This is a genomic window from bacterium (genome assembly GCA_014360495.1).
Lineage (GTDB): Bacteria > Armatimonadota > JACIXR01 > JACIXR01 > JACIXR01 > JACIXR01.
The window spans coordinates 22,097-42,553 of sequence record JACIXR010000006.1; the positions used below are offsets into that span (position 1 = coordinate 22,097).

The 20,457-nt window shown below is 46.2% G+C and carries 12 protein-coding genes; 1 reads left to right on the forward strand and 11 read right to left on the reverse strand.

Annotated features, from left to right (window positions below):
* Positions 1-151: 151 nt before the first annotated feature.
* The 8 genes from H5T88_06210 to H5T88_06245 all read right to left on the reverse strand — a co-directional run bounded on the left by H5T88_06210 (position 152) and on the right by H5T88_06245 (position 16,328).
* Positions 152-2,221: a hypothetical protein gene (locus H5T88_06210; GenBank protein MBC7329938.1), complete on the reverse strand. Its 2,070-nt coding sequence runs from the start codon at positions 2,219-2,221 to the stop codon at positions 152-154.
* Positions 2,222-2,240: 19 nt separating this feature from the next.
* The gene (locus H5T88_06215; protein MBC7329939.1) at positions 2,241-4,154 is read right to left on the reverse strand and encodes a hypothetical protein; all 1,914 of its coding nucleotides are present in this window, start codon (positions 4,152-4,154) and stop codon (positions 2,241-2,243) included.
* A 32-nt stretch (positions 4,155-4,186) separates the two neighbouring features.
* Entirely contained in the window at positions 4,187-4,741 is a 555-nt protein-coding gene (locus tag H5T88_06220; protein ID MBC7329940.1) for a prepilin-type N-terminal cleavage/methylation domain-containing protein, read from the reverse strand.
* Positions 4,738-5,751: a LacI family DNA-binding transcriptional regulator gene (locus tag H5T88_06225; GenBank protein ID MBC7329941.1), complete on the reverse strand. Its 1,014-nt coding sequence runs from the start codon at positions 5,749-5,751 to the stop codon at positions 4,738-4,740. Before H5T88_06225 ends, H5T88_06220 begins: the two co-directional genes overlap by 4 nt.
* 304 nt (positions 5,752-6,055) lie before the next feature.
* A complete protein-coding gene (locus tag H5T88_06230; protein MBC7329942.1) occupies positions 6,056-9,343 on the reverse strand; it encodes a beta-mannosidase in 3,288 nt (1,095 codons plus the stop codon).
* Positions 9,340-11,001, reverse strand: coding sequence for a hypothetical protein (locus H5T88_06235; GenBank protein ID MBC7329943.1), 1,662 nt, complete (start codon positions 10,999-11,001; stop codon positions 9,340-9,342). Before H5T88_06235 ends, H5T88_06230 begins: the two co-directional genes overlap by 4 nt.
* Positions 11,002-11,097: 96 nt before the next feature.
* On the reverse strand, positions 11,098-14,370 hold the full coding sequence (locus H5T88_06240; GenBank protein ID MBC7329944.1) for a glycoside hydrolase family 92 protein: 3,273 nt from the start codon (positions 14,368-14,370) through the stop codon (positions 11,098-11,100).
* Positions 14,371-14,390: 20 nt separating this feature from the next.
* Positions 14,391-16,328 (reverse strand): hypothetical protein, encoded by a 1,938-nt coding sequence (locus tag H5T88_06245; GenBank protein MBC7329945.1) that lies wholly within the window; start codon positions 16,326-16,328, stop codon positions 14,391-14,393.
* A gap of 577 nt (positions 16,329-16,905) precedes the next feature.
* Between H5T88_06245 and larC the strand changes: the two genes are divergently transcribed.
* Positions 16,906-18,075: a nickel pincer cofactor biosynthesis protein LarC gene (larC, locus tag H5T88_06250; GenBank protein MBC7329946.1), complete on the forward strand. Its 1,170-nt coding sequence runs from the start codon at positions 16,906-16,908 to the stop codon at positions 18,073-18,075.
* 6 nt (positions 18,076-18,081) lie between these two features.
* Here the strand turns inward: larC and H5T88_06255 are convergent, their stop codons facing one another.
* Genes H5T88_06255 through H5T88_06265 form a run of 3 tightly spaced genes read right to left on the reverse strand, consistent with a single transcriptional unit; the run spans position 18,082 to position 20,329 of the window.
* Complete coding sequence (locus H5T88_06255; protein MBC7329947.1) at positions 18,082-18,429, reverse strand: hypothetical protein; 348 nt, start codon at positions 18,427-18,429, stop codon at positions 18,082-18,084.
* Between the two features lie 59 nt (positions 18,430-18,488).
* A complete protein-coding gene (gene miaA / locus H5T88_06260; GenBank protein MBC7329948.1) occupies positions 18,489-19,451 on the reverse strand; it encodes a tRNA (adenosine(37)-N6)-dimethylallyltransferase MiaA in 963 nt (320 codons plus the stop codon).
* Positions 19,424-20,329 (reverse strand): DUF4349 domain-containing protein, encoded by a 906-nt coding sequence (locus tag H5T88_06265; protein MBC7329949.1) that lies wholly within the window; start codon positions 20,327-20,329, stop codon positions 19,424-19,426. The genes miaA and H5T88_06265 overlap by 28 nt, the downstream gene beginning before the upstream one ends.
* Between the last annotated feature and the right edge of the window lie 128 nt (positions 20,330-20,457).

The window sequence follows — 20,457 nt, forward strand, 5'->3', positions numbered from 1 at the left end:
ACTACCCTCCTCATGACTTGAATTATATCGTCCACCTTTTGGGAATGTTTGGGAAAGAAATAGATTTTAACTTTGACAAGTAAGGTTATGAATCAGCAGAGGGAATCTGGTTTTAACTTTAAAGGTATGATTAAAGAAGTTAGAATAAGCGTTATCTCGCCTTTACAAGCCTCAATTTCAACATCCCCCTTCCTTGAGAGTAAAAGTGAAAGACCCTCCCTTCGGGTAGGGGAGCGGAAATCGTATCAAGATATAGCTTGGCTCTCAAAGACATAATGCAACTGCTCCACTGCCAGTTCTCTTCCCCTCCCGTCTTTATGACCCAATTTGCTCTTAAATCCCGAACTGGTGCCCAAAGGGAAGGGAAATCGGGAGGAAGAAGAGCGCACAAGTCCTCGGGTATACCCGGATAATAAAATATAGTAGGACATTTCTCCCATTTGCCCTGGTAGCTTCTCACCTCAACCCACCAATCCCCCTTTTCGCTTTTCTTGCCCGTCAACCAGAAAACCCCTCCCACGATGTTATAGGGGAAGGAGAGATTAAGGGTCAACCGGCATTCTTCACCCTTTTTCGCTGGCAGATATACCTTGAATTCTTCGTTCCATAGAAGATTTTCCTTCTCAAAAGCCGACCAATCCTCTTCCTTGCTTGCCCTTACATTGGGCAAGAGGAAGTAGCCATTTCCCTCAGCTGATAGCATGATCTTGGAGCTCGGAGGCAATTGAGTTGCTACTGGACAAATCGTGCCTTTTCCTTTTATTCTCGCGTTGCTTATTTTCTCATATGCTTCCAATTCCAAACTTTCCACCTTCCACACTCCGTTTGGGAGACGAATTTCAGCATCACCCTCAACGGGCACCAGCATCTCCATTTTCTCAGAAGAGATTTTTAGGGGAAATTTTTTCAATTTTTTGCTCAGATAGATTCCCCCCACGAATAGAGGTTCCCTGCCGAGCGATTGGATTATTAGCTTTGAAGGTCTGGATATATCAACTCCTTTTTTGGATAATTCCACGATGTCTATAGCTTCTTTCAAATCAATTTTGCATTGATTTCCGTTTTCGTCTGCAATAATTACTTTTCCTTTTCCGATGAACGGTATAAGAAGCCATTTATAATTCTGAAGTGGCAACTTTTCAAGGGATGTGCTCCAGCTACGATGTGTTCCATTTAGATAGAGGGCGCCATTTTGGGAAGATATGAGGAGGATTCCCTCCTCGCTTTCCCCTCCAAGTAGGTTAACAGGTTTACCCCTCTGGTCCGTTCTCATTTCCCTGAAATCCTCAATACATAAGGGGTCATCAGAGGAATGGAAGGCACGGTAAAAGGGGAACCAGCAGGTCATTCTTTTCCCATCGTTCTCTTTGCAGTCCAAAAAGCCGTTTGCCCAGTCGCTCATTTGCCAAAGGACGAGATACTTCACTCTCCACTTCATAAGCTCCCTCACTCGTGGGAGGATAAATTGCCTCACTTCCTCTTCGGGAAAACAATTCTTCCTCTCCAAGCCGAACTCCCCAATCATAATATTTCTGTGCCCTACCTTTTTTGAGATGTAATCAAGGGTCTGGGTAAGATTATCAAGGTGTGCCCAAGAAGAGAGGGAGACCATTTCCGGTTTAACTTTTGGCAGTATCACATTGGTAACACAATCTCTACCTTTCAAATCAACCTTATTAACCTCTATCATTTCTATGAGCGTCATGCCTTTTTCTCCTATCTCCTTTTTTGCCCTTCTTATCCCTTTCTGCCTCGCCTGGAAAAAGGAGATGCCTCTTTCATCAAGGGGTGCCCAATTATCGCTCTCCCATATGCCCATAACAATCGTCTTTCCACTCCCCTTGTATTTTTCCAGGAGATAGCGAGCTGCATCATAATAGACCTTTTCCGTCCAATTTGCGTCGTATTGTTTTCCTGACCAATCCCACATCGTTAGGATTATAATGGAAAACTTAGAGAAGATTTCTTGATATGCTGGAGAGGATAAAACCGTTGGGAAGTCCTCTTCTCCTCCATAGAAGGCATCTACGGGCACCCTTATTATCTTCACGCCAAACTCCTTTGCCTTTTCAACGAGCTCGGGGAGGGAGAAATCATTGAATTTATTGTGTTTTGCCCAGGCATAGATTCCACAATGCTCCCTAAGCCAAAGGGATTCCCTTTCATTGAACCAATCGGTTCCGTATGTGAGCAAGGGAAGCAAAAAAGCCAAGATAAACATAGGGATTCCTCCTCTTGAATTATATGAAAAAGCCATAAACCTCCTTATTAAATACTATTCCTATTATGCTCCATAAGCTCCCGATGGCGTATTCGCCTATAATTAATCCGAGGAAAATCGGCATAGCGTTTCTATATGCCTTCAATCCACCCTGCTTGAGGATTATGCTTTTAGCCAGCCAGCTCAAGAAGACGGAGAACCATAGCCAGGACATCGTCCAAGAGCCAGCGATTGCATAGCCTACTGGATGGAGTGGGAAGAAGGGGAAAAGACTCCTTATGAAGAAGAGAGAAAGTGTTAGCCCGAGACCGAAGCTAAACTGTCTCATAGAGGGAGCATCCATTCCGGAAGGGGAGCTAAGCCATTTATCTAACCTATTAAAAGCTTCGGCGCCCAATCCCACACCGAATCTCTGTAATTTTGCCCCCACACCCCAAGTGTAAAAGATGTGTAGATAAATGAAATAAGCAGATATGAATCCAACAAATGCGGAGATGAGGTAGATAAATCCAAGGCGAGCTTCGTTAATTCCCTTAGCCTGTTCAGCTATTTTCATTCCCTCAAGCTCGTGGGCTATGGGGTGGTTTCGGTAGTCGCGTGTGACCCAATAAAGGAGGGAGAGAACGGAGAGGTTTTGCGCTCCGAAGATTCTCGTGCCGAAAAGCGAAGTCAAGAGCCAATCGGGGCCGGCATAGTAAAGGTCGTGAGTAGGAGGTCCAAGCTCTGCTCTCATCCTTGCCACGGAAATCGCTATTATGAAATAAATTGAGAAGAAAGCAAGGGCAACCCAAAGCGATATACCAGCGATGTGAACGAAGGTTACAAGTCCCAAGAAGCCAGCTAAAAAGCCGATAATATGCTTAATTTCTCCTTGCTTTAATAGGTTTTTTATATGCCTGCGAGCTCCCCAAAGGGCGAGAATTCCTATCCCTATCCAAGCGCCAGATGATTGGGCGCTTTGATAGGGACCGGGCATAGGCTCCATACCGAGGGCTGAGCGAAAGACGAGCTGAAATTTCCAGAAAAGGTAGAAGAACCAAGAGGAGAAGGCGAGGTCAAGGGGAATGAAGTAAGCAAGTCCCACGGCGAAGGGATAAAAGCAGATTGGCGTCCAGCCAATGGCATTCCAGGGAGGAATGTGAATAAGGGGTCCGAGGTCGAACCTTGTATTAAGGTAGAAGAGATAAGGAAAGAAGAAATGGAGTCCATGCCAAATATCAAGACAGCCGGCGAAAGCGAATCCAGCCCAAAATAGCTTGTTTTTGAAGACCAATCCTTCCTCGCTGGTCAGTTCCAGGGGGACTTGGGCTATGGGAAATGTGAGACGTTGAGCCTTTATCCAATGGTCCTTGAATATAGAGCTAAGACAATAGAAACACCAAATTAAAAGGATTGCGAATGTTCCCCAGGCAAAAAGGGGAGGGAGGAAATGCTTTATATAGGGAAGGAATGTGCTCCCACCAAGATATAATCCTGAGAGAGCTTGTTTGTCTTTCACTATCAACCAGGAAGGCAAGTAGGGTAGAATCTTTGTCTCCCATTGGTTTTCTTGAGTAGCGAACCAGCGAGGGTAGCCCAAAAGGCTCATGAGTATCTGCATCATATCGTGGGCGCAGAGGGAGGTGGCGATGCAGAGCATAATGTAAATAATTAGGAGTTCGTAGCGAGATAGGTAAAAACGGGTGAACCTTCGTAGGAGGGAATTAATTAATAGAAGAAAAAGGAGGGTGGCGAGGGCGTTAAAGAAGAGGGAGAGGACGGTGGCGTGAAGGGTGTAATAGACGATTTCCGCCATCGCCACCCAATAACAATTCAAAGGGATGAGCAGGCAACCCAATATTATCGCTCGCCAGGGCATTGTCTTTATTGTGCCCAGCCATACCACATTTTGACACGTGTCTCTAAGGGAGTCATCTCCTGCCAATGAACCCATTTGACATATCCATCAACGAAACCGATGTTATTTCAGCCCATATGCCTTACATTTTCCTCCTTTTGGAGGTCGGGATTGCATTGGGCTTGGCAGACATTCGTCCAGGGAACAGCGGCAAGACAACCGAAAGTGGTTGCCGAATCAAATACTAAAGCTGTCTGGCTGGGACTATCAATGCGAGCAAGGCTGATCGTTCCAGAAACACCCCATTTAGCCCACATACCATGAAGACAGGAATTCATCCCGTAGTTCGTAGCTGGCCATTGATGAAAGGTCGGGCTACAATATCCGCACCAAATATCCTGCATATAACGAGTGGGACATTTATAAATAGAGGTGTTTTTAACATAGGGATAGATGTGAGTTGGCCATGTCATATAATTCCAATCGGTGAGAGGGAAACATTCGTCCCAATCTTGCAGATATTGAAGAGTAGCTTGGGTCAATTGCTTCAAATTAGAGAGACAGTGGGCTTTTCTCGCCTGCTCCCTTGCCCTGCTGAAAACAGGGAAGAGAATCGCAGCGAGGATTGCTATGATAGCTATCACCACTAAAAGCTCTATCAGCGTAAATCCTTTCCTTTTCATTTTTTCACCCCCTTTCTTGGAGTTTTCGTTGACATCCGAACTATTAGTTTCTGCTCCATTACAACCTTCTGCAAAATCCTTTCCTTCTTAGTCAAGATATCCATTAGTATTTTGGCAGCCGTCTCTCCTTGTTCTTTCCTCGGCTGCCAAACAGTCGTGAGAGGGACACTCAGGAGGGAGGCTATCTCTATATCGTCGTAGCCGACTAACGATATGTCTTCGGGTATCCTTATCCCGTTTTCCTGTGCAGCTTTCATCGCTCCTATAGCCACTACATCATTTGCGCAGAATAAGGCAGTGAAATCTATTCCCCTGTTCATCAACTCTTTAAAGCCTTTATAACCATCCTTAGCTGTTGAGTGTCCATAAAGGACAAGTTCCTCTCTGAAGGGGAGCCCGTAGCGTTCAAGCGCTTTTTTATAGCCCTCAACCCTATCCATCGCACCGGGTAGCCTGGTGGGTCCAGCTAAATATGCGATGTCCCTGTGCCCAAGTGAGAGGAGGTGTTCAACTGCTTGTCTTGCTCCCTCTACATTGTTCGTGGTAACGCATGGATTATCTCCGGGAAACCAGTCTATGGGAACGAATGGAGGTCCGTTTTGTAATAGGTCTTGAATATGAGAGAAGGACACATTGAGGCAGGTTATGATTATCCCCTCAACCCTCCTATCTCTTAGAAGGGAGATATATTTTTTCTCTTTTTCCGGGTCATATCCGCTACTGCAAAGTAGTAGGCTATATCCGTAGGAAGAGATAACTTCCTCAACTCCTTCCGCTATCTCAGCGTAGAAGGGATTGCTTATATCCAGAACGACAAGCCCTATCGTATAGCTTCGTCTTGTTGCTAAGCCTCTTGCAAGGATGTTGGGGCGATAACCAAGCCTCTCAGCAGTTTGATGGACGAGCTGTTTGGTTTTCTCGCTTATCGCGGGATGATTCCTCAGCGCCCTGCTGACAGTAGAGGGCGCAACGCCGAGCTCTTTGGCTATCTCTTTAATCGTGACTTTCATTATGCAACCGTTTCCATTAATGATAACGCAGATTGTGGAATAGTCAAATATTTTTTGGTTTTGTTGAAAAACTCCATATCTTGACAATTTTACACTATTTCTTTATCTTCATAGTTGATGATATTTATGGAATTTGCGGCGAGAAAAAGACTTGTTAAAGCTCTCTTTAGCTTTTGTTTCAGAAAGGAGTATTGGGGTTTAGTAAGGGCAAAAAGCATAGCAGAGCAAAGGAGCGAGTCAGAAAGGCTCCAAACCTTAGTTCCTCCAAGCTAAGCTCAGATGTAAAAAAATTTAAAAATTTGGGCTATTTATTAATTACATCAATCATCTCGGCGTTCCAGGCACCTACTCTTAATCCTCTCAAGCTTTTTCTTGTTCCCTCTATGTTGGGCATAAGCTCGAATCCGATTACCTTTTCCTCCCCTGGGTCAAGCCAGAAATAACCATCTTCAAGGCGCAAGCTGTCGGATATATCTGGAGCGGATATATGGACCCCAACGGCGGGCAATTCCCCTATATTCCTCACAACGATTCTATCTCGGTCCATATGAGCGGATAATCTGGTCTTAGGTAGACTGAATAGGCAGCCCGGCTTCTCTCGGAAATTGAACCAATAATAGTTCCTCGTTAATTTCTTGTCGTTCTTGAGCAAATCCAAAACCAATAAGAGAGGTATGTGATTTTCACTTGGAATGGGAAAATCCAATTCGCCAACGAGAAGATTCCCTTCACCCTTACTCACTAATTCAAGCCTTCTCTCAGCCACCATTTGGAGCTTCCCATTGAACAATCTCACCCAAACCTCGCCCTTTCCCTTGGATTCCTTTTTATCATCCAAAAGCCATATCTCGGTTTGGAGAATGTCTCCAGGAGGGTAGGAGAAGGATTTGAAGAGGGCGACAACTTGCAGGGGAGCATAGGCGTCTTGCACGAAATAATGTGCTATTTTGGGGACGCCGTACCAATCAACCGTGGACCAGGAACAGCCGGGGTAGACATCCGTTAGCTTATAGTAAATAACACCGGTTGAGAGGGGAAATCTCGTTCTCATCTTTTCCAGAACTACCCTTACGCCGGTTGCTTGCGCCAATTGGCTGCCTCTGATGAAGCCCTGCAAATCCTCGCAAGGGTCAAATTCCTTTGCATAGTGGAGAAGATGCACCATATTTTGGGGTGTGAATGTCGGAGTATGGTGGATAAAGGCGCTGTCATCGGCAGGAGGCCAGGTATTCCGTTCCTCAGGAGGTAGGTATTTCAGCGTGCTTTCATAGGAGCAGGGGGAGGCCAAGCCGAACTCGCCTATGAAAGGAGCGGTTAGGTCCAGATTCCTCTCCAATGGCTGGAGTCCCCAGTAAACATCGTAGTTATGGATGCTACCCCCGTAGGGGTCGGTTCTATGATAGGGGCGAGTGCCGTCAAGCTCATAGCATTTTCTTCCCAGCAGTTCAATCAACCAACCCTGCCCGCTATGTTCATTTCCTCCGCACCAAAGGGCTAAGGAGGGATGATTTCTCAACCTGCGAATGTTCAGATCGGCTATTTCCTCCGCAACAGCCTGCCGTATAACATCAAATTTCTGCCAAGTGAGGGGAAATTCTTGCCAAACCATTATGCCCAGCTCGTCGCAGATATCGTAAAATGTGTCCGTTTCCAACAACCCTCCTCCCCAAGCCCGAAGAATCTGGATATTTGCGTCCTTTGCTAAAGTGAGGAATCTCCTATATCTTGCTTCATCAAGCCTGAGAAAGGCATCAAGGGTTGCCCAGTTCGTTCCTTTGAGAAAAACAGGTCTTCCATTTATGACGAAGGTCCAATTATAAAGGTGGGGTTTAGGACCGTCTGGCAAGGGGGTCGTCTTTATTGTGCGGATGCCGAAACGAGTGGAGGAAAAATCAAGGATGCGATTTCCCTCTTTATAAGCTATTTGTAGATGGTAAAGATTCTGCTCGCCCAATCCATTAGGATACCAGAGGCGAGGATTGGGAATAGCAAATTGCAAATGCTCTTGCCAAAACATACCTTTCCCTTTCACGGGAAGGGTAAAACGATAGGATTTTCCTTTGAAGTTAGCTGGGGTGAGCACTCCCTCAATTTCGCCCTGAAAAGCCCTCTTGCTTCTCAAAGCGATGTAAAGGCTCATCAAACCTTTCTGAGCGTCTTGAGTGGATATAAATAAATCTGTAATCTCAACATCGGGGACGGTTTCCACCCTCACCGAGCGCCAGATTCCAATGGGTGGGCAGTTCACATAATGCCATCCGTAGACGCAGTTCGTTTTGAAAACGAGCGTCCAATCAGGAGGTATGGGGTCAATGCGGACTATTAGGGTGTTTTGTTTCTGAACGATGCCCGTTATATCAAATGTGGGACCGCCGAAGGGACCTTCGTGCTCCCCTAAGCGGACGCCATTGAGATAGAAGGTGGCGCTATAATCTACTCCCTCAAAGACGAGGCGGGTAGGCTTTCCAGGCTCCCAAGCGAAGTCCTTGCGAAACCACCATTCTTTCTCAGCGACTTCCTTCCGAGCGATTTGGTCGTTGAAACCAACGGTGGGGTCAGGTATTTTCCCCGCCTTGAAAAGGGCTGTTTGCACGCTACAGGGAACCTCCGCTTCCATCGCCTCCTCCCAACCTTCTCCTTTGATGAGCTTACCCTCATTGCCTTTTCCACGAGGAAAGCCAAGCATAAGCCACTTGCCATCAAGCTTGAGAGTTTTGCGAGGATTTCTCAAAATCTTCTTTTCCGTAGGCTGAAGTTGAATCCCCTTGGGAGGAAGAGAGAGCGGGGAGGGGGCAGGAGAGAAGGCTTCGTAATCAATATCATCAAGGGATTTGCCAGCCACTCCCTCCTCTCTAAGGAGTTCCTCGTAAGTTGTAGCCTTGATTTCTCCTTGCTTTATCGCCTCTGCGATTTTGACCACTGCTTCAAGCCAATAGTTCCTCACTCGCTCGCTCATATCCTCTCCACCACCCCAATGGATTAGCCATCCCTTGCCATAGGGGATGGCTCTCAACAAGGGAACGCAATCTAAACTCCATATTAGAACCGCTGCTTTTGAGACCTCAAAGGTGCGAATGGGACGCGCGGGAAGATTTATTGGCTCTAAAAGTCCAATCCTTTTCCCCTGCTTTGTCAACTGGAGCTCGCCCGAGCCGAAACATACGGAGGCACGCCAGCCGAAGAAATCGTCCCAATGATTTGAATCCAACTTTCCAGTTTTTATGTCCTTGCTTATGTAATGGGGAACGCCGATGGGCATCGCATATATACCACCTTGCTCAACATATTTCTTCAATGCCTCCGCAACAACACCTCCCCAAGTGCCAATCTCTGGATAAGTGTGGTCGGTGGAAATGAGTATCACATCGTATTTTGAGAAGCCTTCCAATGATAGTTCCTCGGCGGTTAAGAGCTTGGGTGAGCATTCAAATTTCTTCAAAAAATTGAGTACTTCCTCTCCCTTCCAAAGGGAGGCGAAGGGTTTAGCCCAAGTGGAGTAATCAACGAGTTCATCAGCAATTACTCCGACTTTAAGAGAACAATAAGCTGGCAAAACAGGGATAATGAGAAATAAAAGAGAGAAGTATTTCAAAATAGCAATTCCCTCCCTTCCAAAATCTTTTTCGCTCGGCTTATCGCCCAGACATACCAGCTGCTTTGCTCGCCGTTCCCCGGGTCGTTTAGGTTCATCTTGCCATCCGGTGAAAGCCAAAAGCATTCAGCGAAGAGGGGATTGTTGTTCGCCTTTTCCAAAAAACTCAAAAGCTCACAAGCCCTGTCCCATTCCCCCCTCTCAACAGAATAGAGAAACTCCCAAGCCCATTGTTTGCCTATCACTGCTCTCGCTATCCTATCGGGTGGATTCCACTCCGCTCCCAATAGCTTGAATCCCTCCCAATCGAAGAAAGCCCTTTTTCTATACTCCTCAATAGTCGCTCGTAAAATCTCCTCATCCGCTCCCCTCCAACCCGCCGCTATAGGGGAAAGATTGACCCAAGATAACCCATCATATATCTTTCCAGCACCTCCATCGGGGAGTCTCATCTCGGCATAAATCCTTTTTCCGCCCATCTCCATAGTCAAAAATTCCTTTATCCCCCTCTCAAGACGGGATAGAGCTTCTTTCCATTTGTAGTAATGCTCCCAATCGCCCCTTCTTTTTGCGATGGGGAGCATCTCCCGCCAAGCCTCAGCGGTGAAAACCTGGGTCAAGAGGTCGTAGCAATCCCAAAATCTCACCTCGCGGGAATGTTCAAAACAGGGGTTGCGGATTAGATAAGTCGTGGTCGTGCCCCATCCCATATTCATGTAGGGCATATCGGTTGCCAAATCGCAAAGCCTTGCTATTTGTTCGTAAGTTTTGTTTTCAAAATCCCTATCATTGCTGACCGTGATATATCTCGCCCAAGCCAAGATTATGTGATAATGTCCATCGGGTTGGTCGGCTTTATCCCAGATAGGGATGATTTGTCTCTCTATATGTTTAAGGGAGCCGAAATCAAGGGCAAAGGCGGTGATATGGTCTTTGTGAATCTGCCAGCCGATTGGAGGTTTATCGTGGGAATAGGCGCCGCCGAAGGGATTTTCCCCAACTTCGTTCAATCCCACCCAAGCCATTGTCCCTTTTCCCTCAAAACGAAGGCGGAGGAGGTAGGATTTGCCCACTTCCAAGGAAACGGGTTCTGGGAAAACGGCTCTCAGCCAACGTCCAGATTCTATTTTATCGGAGGGAATGGAAATGGCGGCGATTGGCTTTTCATCATCTGGCTCGCGAACAATCTCAACGAACAAGGTTCCATCAGCGTTATCCTTCGTCAGCCAAGCCTCAATGGCATAGAGCTTTGAGGAAGTGGCTTTAAATTGCTGAGCCCCTCCGTAATCTGGGTAATCAAGGCGATAGAGGTGGATGTAGTGTAATGTCTGTCCGGGATTCTTTTTATCAGGTAGGGGTTCTCTTTCCCTGTATGCTGGTCCGATGACATGAGGGATTCGATTCATTCCGGATAGAGCGGTGGCGGAGAGAACATATTCAAGCGATTTTTTCGCCTCCTCAAACTCTCCATTCTCCAATAATAGGAAGACATAGGGACCAAGTGTGCGAGGGAACTCGCCTCCATAAGCCCCCGTGAGGGATTCGGGAAGGTAGCCGTCGGGTTTAAGCCGTTCAAGTAAGCTTTTATATGTGTTTTGGTAAAGCCTTTGATGAAACTCGCTGTTCAAAAGCTTTAGGACATCTTCCTTCGTATGCATAGCATTCGCTCCTTTAAGAGAGGTGAAGGAAAGAAGGAGGAGAACCAAGGTAAGAAATAAGCGTTGGTTCAATTTTATTTGTTGTTTCATCGTTTCTCAGTCGTAAATCTTCATTTTACCTATCAGCCCATAGAACCAATCGCCTGGAGGGGCATCCCTTCGCTTTGTGCCGATGTAAAGGGGGTCGTTGGTAATGGGAATCGTTCCTTTCACATCGTTTCTCTCGCTTATCTTTTTCCCATCAATCCAAATCTGCATAAATCCCCTTTTTCCGTCGTATTTCGCGAGGATGTGATGCCATTGACCGGGAACGGGCAAATCGCAGGACAAATATCCATTCTGAATGCCAGCGATATGCCAAACCAACTTTCCACCCTCGGCGGTTAGCCTATATTGATTATCGTTTGTCCCTTTCTGGAGTATTCTCCTGTTTCCATTCCAATCTATGGGATAAATCCAAACGCAAACGGTTATGGAGTTAACGGGATTTAGGGATGGGGAATTTGGGACCTCCACATAGTCATTGGCTCCATTGAATCTCAAGGCATATCCTCTATCTCCCTGCTCCCATTGCGCTCCCACTATGCGTCCATCATTCCCACATAATGATGAATCCTTCAGGATGTCACCTCCCTTTCCCTCCATCTTATACCATAGAACAACGAACTCCCCAACAGGGAAAATAACGGGCTTGAAATCCCCTACGCTTAAGCGATGGAGTCCCTCACTTGCTATATTAATGGGGATGCTTAGTTTCTTTTCCTCCCCAGGGGCAAGGCTTACCCTCCTAGTTTCCGCTATTTCATCATCAAGGTAGATTTTCACATCCTCCTCTCCCACTTTGCTTCCTATGTTCTTTAGGGTAACCTCCACCACGGCATCATTTTCCCCTTTCCTAACTACATTGAATCCCAGATATTGAATTGAAGCGGGTCGTTCCAAGACCTTTACTTTCTTGGGAGGCAAATTGCCTACCTGCAGGAGATGCTCTCCAGCGGAGAACAATCTGCAGGGGATTTCCACCCTTGTCTTCTCGCCCGAATTCAGAACAATCTTTTTCGTTAAAAACAATTTTCCGTCTTGGAGAAGCTTTACTTCAACCGTTCCCAAGCCACCGATGTTCTTCACGTCAACGCTTACCTTGAACTCCTCATTTGGCTCAACTACTTCCTTCTCGACTTGAAGATTGGAATATTCCTCTTTGGGTTCCTTAGTGGTGATTGAAGGCGGAGCGGATTTGGGGTCGCTACCCCACTTCTTATTCGGCTCTTTCCCCATCCAGAAGACGAGCTTTCCGCCTTTTTCTATCTCTGAATGCCAGAACCAGGGTCTATTCAAGGGCTTTCCATTGAGCTCAGCTTTTTGAATATACTTGTTCACTTTGGATACATTGTGAGCGATTATCTCCAAATCCTTGCCGTTTCCCAAATGGATAATTGCTCTCTTAACCATCGGGCTGCCAATCTGATAGGTCGGCTGTCCGGGGCAGACGGGATAGAAGCCGAGAGCGCTGAATAGATACCAAGCTGACATCTGCCCGCAATCGTCATTGCCGGGAAGTCCATCAGCTGAAGCTTTAAACAGTCTTTCCATTGTATGCCTTATCCATTCCTGGGTTTTCCAGGGAGCTCCCGCGTAATCAAACATAAAGGGAGCCTGCATACTTGGTTCGTTACCGGGGTCGAAGTGCCCCTCCCGAAAGAATCTATCCAATAGCTCAACGAACTTTTCCCTACCACCTATCAAATTTATCAATCCCTGAACATCGTGAGGGACATAGAAGGTGTAAATCCAGGCGTTGGCTTCAGTAAACCAGGGATACCATTGATTTGGGTCGGATTCCTCAACCCACGAGCCGTCTGACTTCCTTCCCCTCATAAATCCCGTTTCAGGGTCAAAAACATTTCTATAATTAAGGGAGCGTTCAAGGAAATAGCGATATTCATCCATCCTCCCAAGAGCCTTTGCCATCTGAGCCACGCAATAATCATTATAGGCGCCCTCAAGCGTATTTGAAACCGCCTCGCCAACCTTATCTACCGGGCAATAGCCAAGCTTCTTGTAATATTCAATCCCTTCCCTTGCCTCATAATATCCAGCGGGCGTCTCGCCTCCCGGGACCATTGCATCCTTCCACATAGCCTGATAGGCTTTCTTTGCATCAAACCCCCTTATGCCCTTTACATACGCATCTGCGATGACGGAATCGGCATGCGTGCCAATCATTACATTTGTATATTTGGGATTCGGCCACTTTGGCATCCAGCCACCCTCTTCGTAAATCCTGACCAATCCCTCTATCATCTTCGCATTCTCTTCGGGCTCAAGGAGAACGAGGAGGGGGTGTTCTGCCCTATAGGTGTCCCAAAGGGAGTAATCCTCATAGTAATTCCCCTGATGAATCTTGCCGTCAAAAGGGCTAAGGTAATAGCCATCCTCGTTGAAAATGCGAGGTAGAAGATAACAATGGTACAGTGCTGTGTAGAAGATTTTCTTCTCCTCATCTGTCCCCTCTATCTCTATTTTCCTCAATTTCTCATCCCAAATCCTCTTAGCTTGAGAGCTTATTTCCTCAAAGTTCCAGTTGGGAATCTCCTTATCAAGATTTTTCTTTGCTTGCTCAACGCTTATGAAGGAGGAGCCAATCTTCACTAAAATTGGCTCGTTTTGTGTTGTAGAGAACTTCACATAGGCACCTGCGCCGCCTCCCTCCTCTGAAATAGAGCCTTTGTGGACTTCATTCCCTTTGAATGTCCCGAATTCGCTGAATGGCTTGTTGAATTTGGCATAGAAATAACCCCTATACCTGTAATCGTTGTAGCCGAAGATTTCCCCTTTCTCGGGAATAATTTTCACGGAGCCCGAGCCCATAGGGTTATCAATCAGAATGTAGGCTTCATTCGTCTGAGGGAATGTGAAGCGGAAGAAACCACAGCGGATTGTAGCGGTTATCTCCGTTTTGATGGAATAATCTTTCAAGATGACGGAGTAATAGTGAGGGAGGGCTATCTCATCCGAGTGGTTGAAAGAGGAAGCTCTTTCCTGGGGAGAAGTCTTCAGCTCGCCGACGAGGGGAGTTATGCCGATGCATCCGTAATCGCCCATACAGGAGCCGCTCGGGAAATGGGTTCCCCTGAAGCCTTGAATCTTCTTATCGTTATAATGGTATGGCAGGTCCTGCCTTCTCGTTTGGGGTGCCCAAGCGGTCATTCCGAAGGGGAGGGAGGCTCCGGGAAAGCATCTACCATCCGCGCCGCTCCCGATTCTCGTGTCCACATAATCCGAATAAGAGGGGTTCTTCTTAGGGGCATTGAAAGATTGAAGCGAGATTAAAAAGAGGAGAGAAAGGAAAATGAATGTTTTTTTCATAAAAACACCTCCTACTATTTTTATGGCCATGGGAAGAAAGGAGGAGGGACCCTCGTGAGGGAAGATATTAGGGTCCAGATGACAGCCATCGTGAACTCGCCCAATATCATCCCCAAAAACAAGGGGCGACCTTTAGCGAAGAGCTTCATTCCACCGTAGCGAGTGATAAACCATTTGATTATCCAAGCCACGAAAACTGGGAACCAGAAAACAATCATCGTCCAGGAGGCGCAGAGGGCATATCCTAAAGGGTGAAGTGGCCACCAAAAATATCTGAAACGCATAAAGGCAAGGAAGAATGTGAAGATAGCGCCAGCTGCGAAGAATGTGGGCGCTCGCCAATCGTGAGAGATATGAGATTCTATTGCTGGGGCATGGTCCTGAAAAGCCCAAAGGCAGTTCCCCTGATAAACATATTCATAGAGGGTAATCCCTCCATACTTGTAGGGAATCATTAGGTGAAGGATGGTGCCGACGCCTAAAGCAACTAAAATGGCTATGGCGAAAACGGGAAGGAACTGTCTCCTTTTTATTCCCACACCATCGCCGAGTTTCAAGCCGTCTAGGAAAGCCGTGAGGAGCAATCCTCTCTGGTCTCTTGTGAAGACTGCATCCAAAAAGGCAAGAGTTGTGAGATTTTGCGCTCCGAGGGTGCTCTTTGAGGCGAAGACGGCATATAAATCAATGGGGCGGAAGGAGGTCTCCGTCATAAGCATTCCTGCTTCAGCTGTACTTCTCGCCATAACGATTGCCACGATGAAGAAGTAGACGAAGAACTCCATCACAGCCAACCAAATTGATAATCCCGTAACATAAGCCCAGCCGACGATGAGGACGAACGAGATAAGCAATCCCCAGAAAGCGACGCTATAAGGCAGAAGCTCGTTTGAATCGTCAATGACCTTCTTCCCGATGGCATTTTTTAAGACCTTCTTGAAATGTGGGAAGCTAATATAAAGAAGGTAAAAAGAAAGGACGATATACGCTCCTGCGACTTGATAGCCGATGAATAAGTGAGTGGGATAGAGGGGCATATTGTCCATAACCATTCCCAAAGAAGAGGCTATTACATCCTGGAGGCGTGAGAAGGCGAAGAAAAACCAAAGGCTGAAAAGGAGCTCGGTGGGGAGGAAGTAGAAGAAACCGATGGCGGCGAAGGAACAGTAAATGGGTGTGTAGAAGATATCCGACCAGGGACGGGTGGTGAAATGCTGGTTGAGATTATATTGAAGGGGGATTTCTGGAAGGGAAGGGATGAATTTTTGTATGCCGTTATAAATGAAGATGACAGAGGGTATGGCGAAGCCAATCCAGGTGAGGCGGTTGGAGAAAAACGCGCCCGTCTCCTCATCCCTTGCGAGTTCGAGGGGAAGTTGGATGAGGGGGAAGGAGAGCTTCTCGTTATCAACCCATTGGCGGCGGAGGAGGGTTGCGAGGCAGAGGAGAGCAAAATAGACGAGGAGAACTAAAATTATCCAGGAGATGAGGGGAATTTCCCATTTCCCTATCCAATGTTGCCATCTGCTCCAAGAAAGGGTGCCTTCGTAGAATTCCTTAGCCACCTCTTGCTGTGCTTCGCCTGCGGGATTCCAAGGGACGAGCCATCTTTTAATATGGGGGAAGAAGAGCTCCTCCCATTTATTCGGCACATTGGCATAGTAATTCTCGGAAACTAAAAGGGGAATGAGTTTCTCAAGGAGCCCGCGGGAGGCAATCATAGTTCCCACGAGCATCATTGAATAAATAATGAGCATTTCCTGTGGGGTAAGATGGAATTTCTTTGAGATTTTCCCGGCGAGTCTATTTATTATGAGGACGAATGTGAACATACCAATGACAACGGGAGGAAATTGAAGGATGCCGATTTGGATGTATTTGGTAACCAGCTCGGCGAAGCAGACGGTGATGACGCAGAGAATAACGCAGATTATGCCGATAATTAAGCTTCTTAGAGTCATATATTAAAATTTAAGAGATAAACTCGTTTTATGCAAGAAAATGTAGTGGGGCGTCCGAGAAAAGGGATTAAGCCCAGGCATTGGATTTTGTGGGACTGAAAATTTGTCTCTTTAAATGGTATGAAAACCGAAATGAAAGATAGGAATGGAATTAAATAGCGATTTAAAATTTAATGTAGTGCGAGGCTTTCCGTAAGGGAAACCTGAGCAATCTATATATTTCTTGAAAGAAACAAGGGGTTGCTTCGCTCCTCGCAATGACAGAAAAGGACACCGCTCAAAATGGAGCAGTCTCTCATTGCTGGTTAGAGATTGCCGCGCCTTCTGCGAAGCAGAAGGCGCGCAATGACAATGGGGCTCTTATCCCGCTACGGAAGGAATTGTCGCTAAAACCTACACCCATAGATGCGAGGCTTTACAAAGGGAAGCCGTGGCAATCTCTCTTTTATGGGTCCAGAAAACAGGATTGCTTCGTCGCTCCCCAATGACAATTGGGAATTAAAAAGTCCAATAATGTTAAATACTGGGACCTTTCATTGCAACAACCCTTCCTTTTCATGTTATAATTAACTCTACTATGAAAATCCTGTATTTTGACTGTTTTTTAGGTGCAAGTGGAGATATGATTCTCTCCGCTCTTTTTGACCTCGGCGTGCCTTTGGAACTTGTTCAAAAGACGATTGAACGAGTTTCCTCTCGCGATGTGAAGCTTTCCCTCAAGAGGGTGGAGAAAAATCATTTGTCAGCTCTTTCCCTTGAAATCTCTGCCTCTACCTCCGATAAAAGCCTCTCCTATAAGGAAATGAAGGAGATGATTGAAAGGGCGGATTTGAAGCAGAAGATAAAGGATGACTCGCTCGCCATCCTTGAGAAATTGGCGTCTGCAGAGGCTTTCGTCCATGGCGTAAATATAGATGATGTCCATTTCCATGAATTGGGAGGGATTGATACAATCGTTGACATCGTTGGTACATCAACCGCCATAGATTTCCTCTCCATTGAGGAGATATACTCCTCTCCGCTACCTATCTCCTATGGCTTCATTGAGGTAGAGCATGGCATCCTTCCTCTTCCCGCCCCAGCGACTATGAAGCTATTGGAAGGAGTTCCTATCCGCCAAGTAAATGTTGAGGGCGAGACCCTAACTCCCACTGGTGCAGCGATAATAACTTATTACGCGAAGGGATATTCCCTCCCTCCTATGAGATTATCCAAAATAGGCTTGGGGGCAGGGCAGAAGGATTTCCCTATTCCCAACATATTAAGGGTTTTGCTTGGGGAATCTATTGGGGAATTTAAAATTGAGGACGTAGTCCTTTTAGAGACGAACATAGACGATATGGCGCCCAATCTATATGAATTCGTCATTGATGAGCTCTTTAAAGCGGGAGCGCTTGATGTTTTCCTTCAGCCGATAATCATGAAGCGTTCAAGACCAGGAGTGATTCTCTCTGTCCTCTGCAAGCCAGAGGATGTAGGGAGATTATCTGAGTTGATGTTTCGGGAGACGACTACATTGGGGATAAGAGTTAATAGGCTGGAGAGGATGGTTTTGGAGAGGGAGATTGTTAAAGTGGAAACGAAATGGGGAGAGGTTGAGGTGAAGGTTGCGAGGGTGGGTGATAAAATTTTAGGATTTTCACCCGAACTCCGCTCTTGCGAGGAGATAGCTAGAAAGCAGAACATTCCATTGAAAACGGTTATAGAGGAGGTTAGGAAATCATATATGGAAGGGGGATGGGAATAATTTCTATTAAAATCTTTCAAAAAATCTATCAATATCAGCCCTTAATTCAATCCCTACCTCCTCAAAGCAATCCAAAACCGTCTCATAAGCACCTTCGCTGTCTAAGAAATTTCGGAACTCTTTTCCTATTAAGCTGACGGTGAGCACATTCCTAACATCGGCATCGCTCATCTTTTGTATTTCCTGTTTAAAATAAACTTCTTTTTTGAATTTATCGGTGTAGGTATCAAGAAAATATTCAACCAGTTGCGGAATAAATTCCCCTTTATAAGGATGTAGCCGATGAACATGTTTGGTTCCTTTTGCTTCTTTATATTCTGCGAAGGCGAACCCACAATAATTTTCCCCAAGCAACTTCTCCCATTACTTTTTCCATTGACTTCCGTAACTACGCCTTTAGATTTTTACGAAAATCAAGTCATTCCCCACAATCTTTCCAATTCCTCATAAATCTCAACTGCTGCATCCTTTGGTTCTCGTCCCTCCCACATCCTCACTTCCCTGAATCCTTCTCCCCTTATCCATATCATCTGCCTGCGGGCGTAGTGCCTTGTGTTCCTCTTCATAAGATATAAAGCCTCCTCTAAGCTCATTTTCCCCTGCAAATACCACATTATCTCCCTATATCCGTGCCCTTGCATAGAGATGAAATCATCTTTACAGCCCATCTCCATCAACCTCTTTACCTCATCCAACAAACCCTCTCTTACCATCCTTTCCGCCCTCTCGTTTATCCTCCTATATAAAACATTTCTATCCCATATTAGGGCGAATTTGAAAGGTAGAAAGGGAGGTGCCTTCGTCTCCTTCATAAGCTGGGACATAGGCTTGCCAGTGGCATAATAAATCTCCAATGCCCTGATTATCCTCTTCAAATCGTTGGGATGAAGCTCTCTTGCACGCTCTGCGTCCACTTCCATCAGTTTCCTATATAAGCTTCCCTTTTCTCTCATTTCCTCTTCCATCAACCTCTTCCGAAGCTCGGGATTTGCTGGAGGAGCTTGGAAGAGTCCCTTTAATAACGAATCTATATAAAGACGGGTGCCTCCCACAAGAAGGGGAACCTTCTTCTCCTCAAAATATAGCTTCTCAATCAAGGGAATTGCTAAGGAGAGATAATCCGCAACTGTGAAGACCTGGTTCGGCTCGGCGATATCTATGAGATGATGTCTCACTCTCGCTCTTTGTTCTGCTGTCGGTTTTGCCGTCCCGATATCCATATACTTGTATACTGCCCTCGCGTCCGCTGAAATCACATCGGTATTCAATAGAAGGGCGAGCTCAATCCCCACCTCCGTTTTTCCCGAGGCGGTGGGACCGGTTAGGACAACTATTGGAATCTTCTTTTCTATTTCCCTTTGTTTTTCCTCATCCACCACACTATACCAACTATGGGAACCCAGAGGACGCCGAGGACTGCTATCCAGATGATTAGATAAGATATGCCACGGAGAATGAGGACAACGCTACGCCAAGCTCTCTTGGCCACATACATAGGACGCCATTTCTGGGCAGGTGGAATCGGCAAGAGCTCCTCTGAGAGGGCGAGTTTGACATTTATCGTGGACATGGCGGAGCTCTGCTCCAAATACTGTATCTTTCCCTTTATTCTCTCTATTTCCTCCCTCACGTTCTTCAATTCATTGAAAACCTCCATTACATCGGAGATTCTACCCGCTCTTTCCATAATTTTCAATAGCTGGCTCTCCGCAGCTTGTAGGTTCCTCAGCTGGGCTTGAAGGTCAACATATTCTTCTGTTACATCTTGTCCCTTAACTTCCTCAAAGATAACTCGCTCGCCCAACTTGCGGATGAAGCTCAAGGATTCCTCAAAATCCCTTGCGGGAACTCGCACGCTTATCTCGCCAACGGGAACGCCGTCCTTTTCCTCTACATTGCTTTTAACCACCCATCCTCCTTTCTCCTCCGCATAGCGACTGATACCCCTTATCGTATTCTCTATGTTTTTCACTACTAAGTGAAGGGTGGCGGATTTAATCACTAAACGAGATGAGAGCTGGGGAGGCGTTCCGAAGGAAATGCTTTTAGCTTCAACTGGTTTACCGACCGGGCTTTTCCTTGGCATCATCATACCAGGAGCTCCAGCTGGTTTGCTGACGATTGCTCGCTTTGTTCCCGTTGACCTCAGCGCCAAGATGGTTATCCCAGCGATGACCAGGATGAGGAAAACTCCTAAAGCTAATATCTCTTTCACCCTATCCTGCATTTCTCTTACGCACGAGTGATTTCTCAAATTTTACGAAATAATTATGCTACCTGTCAAATTTTTGTATAATTTTAACACGCTTTCAAAAGGGAATCGCCTAAAAACTTCTTCATTAAATCATAGACTTTTCTTGCCCTTTTCCCTCTTTTGAGGTT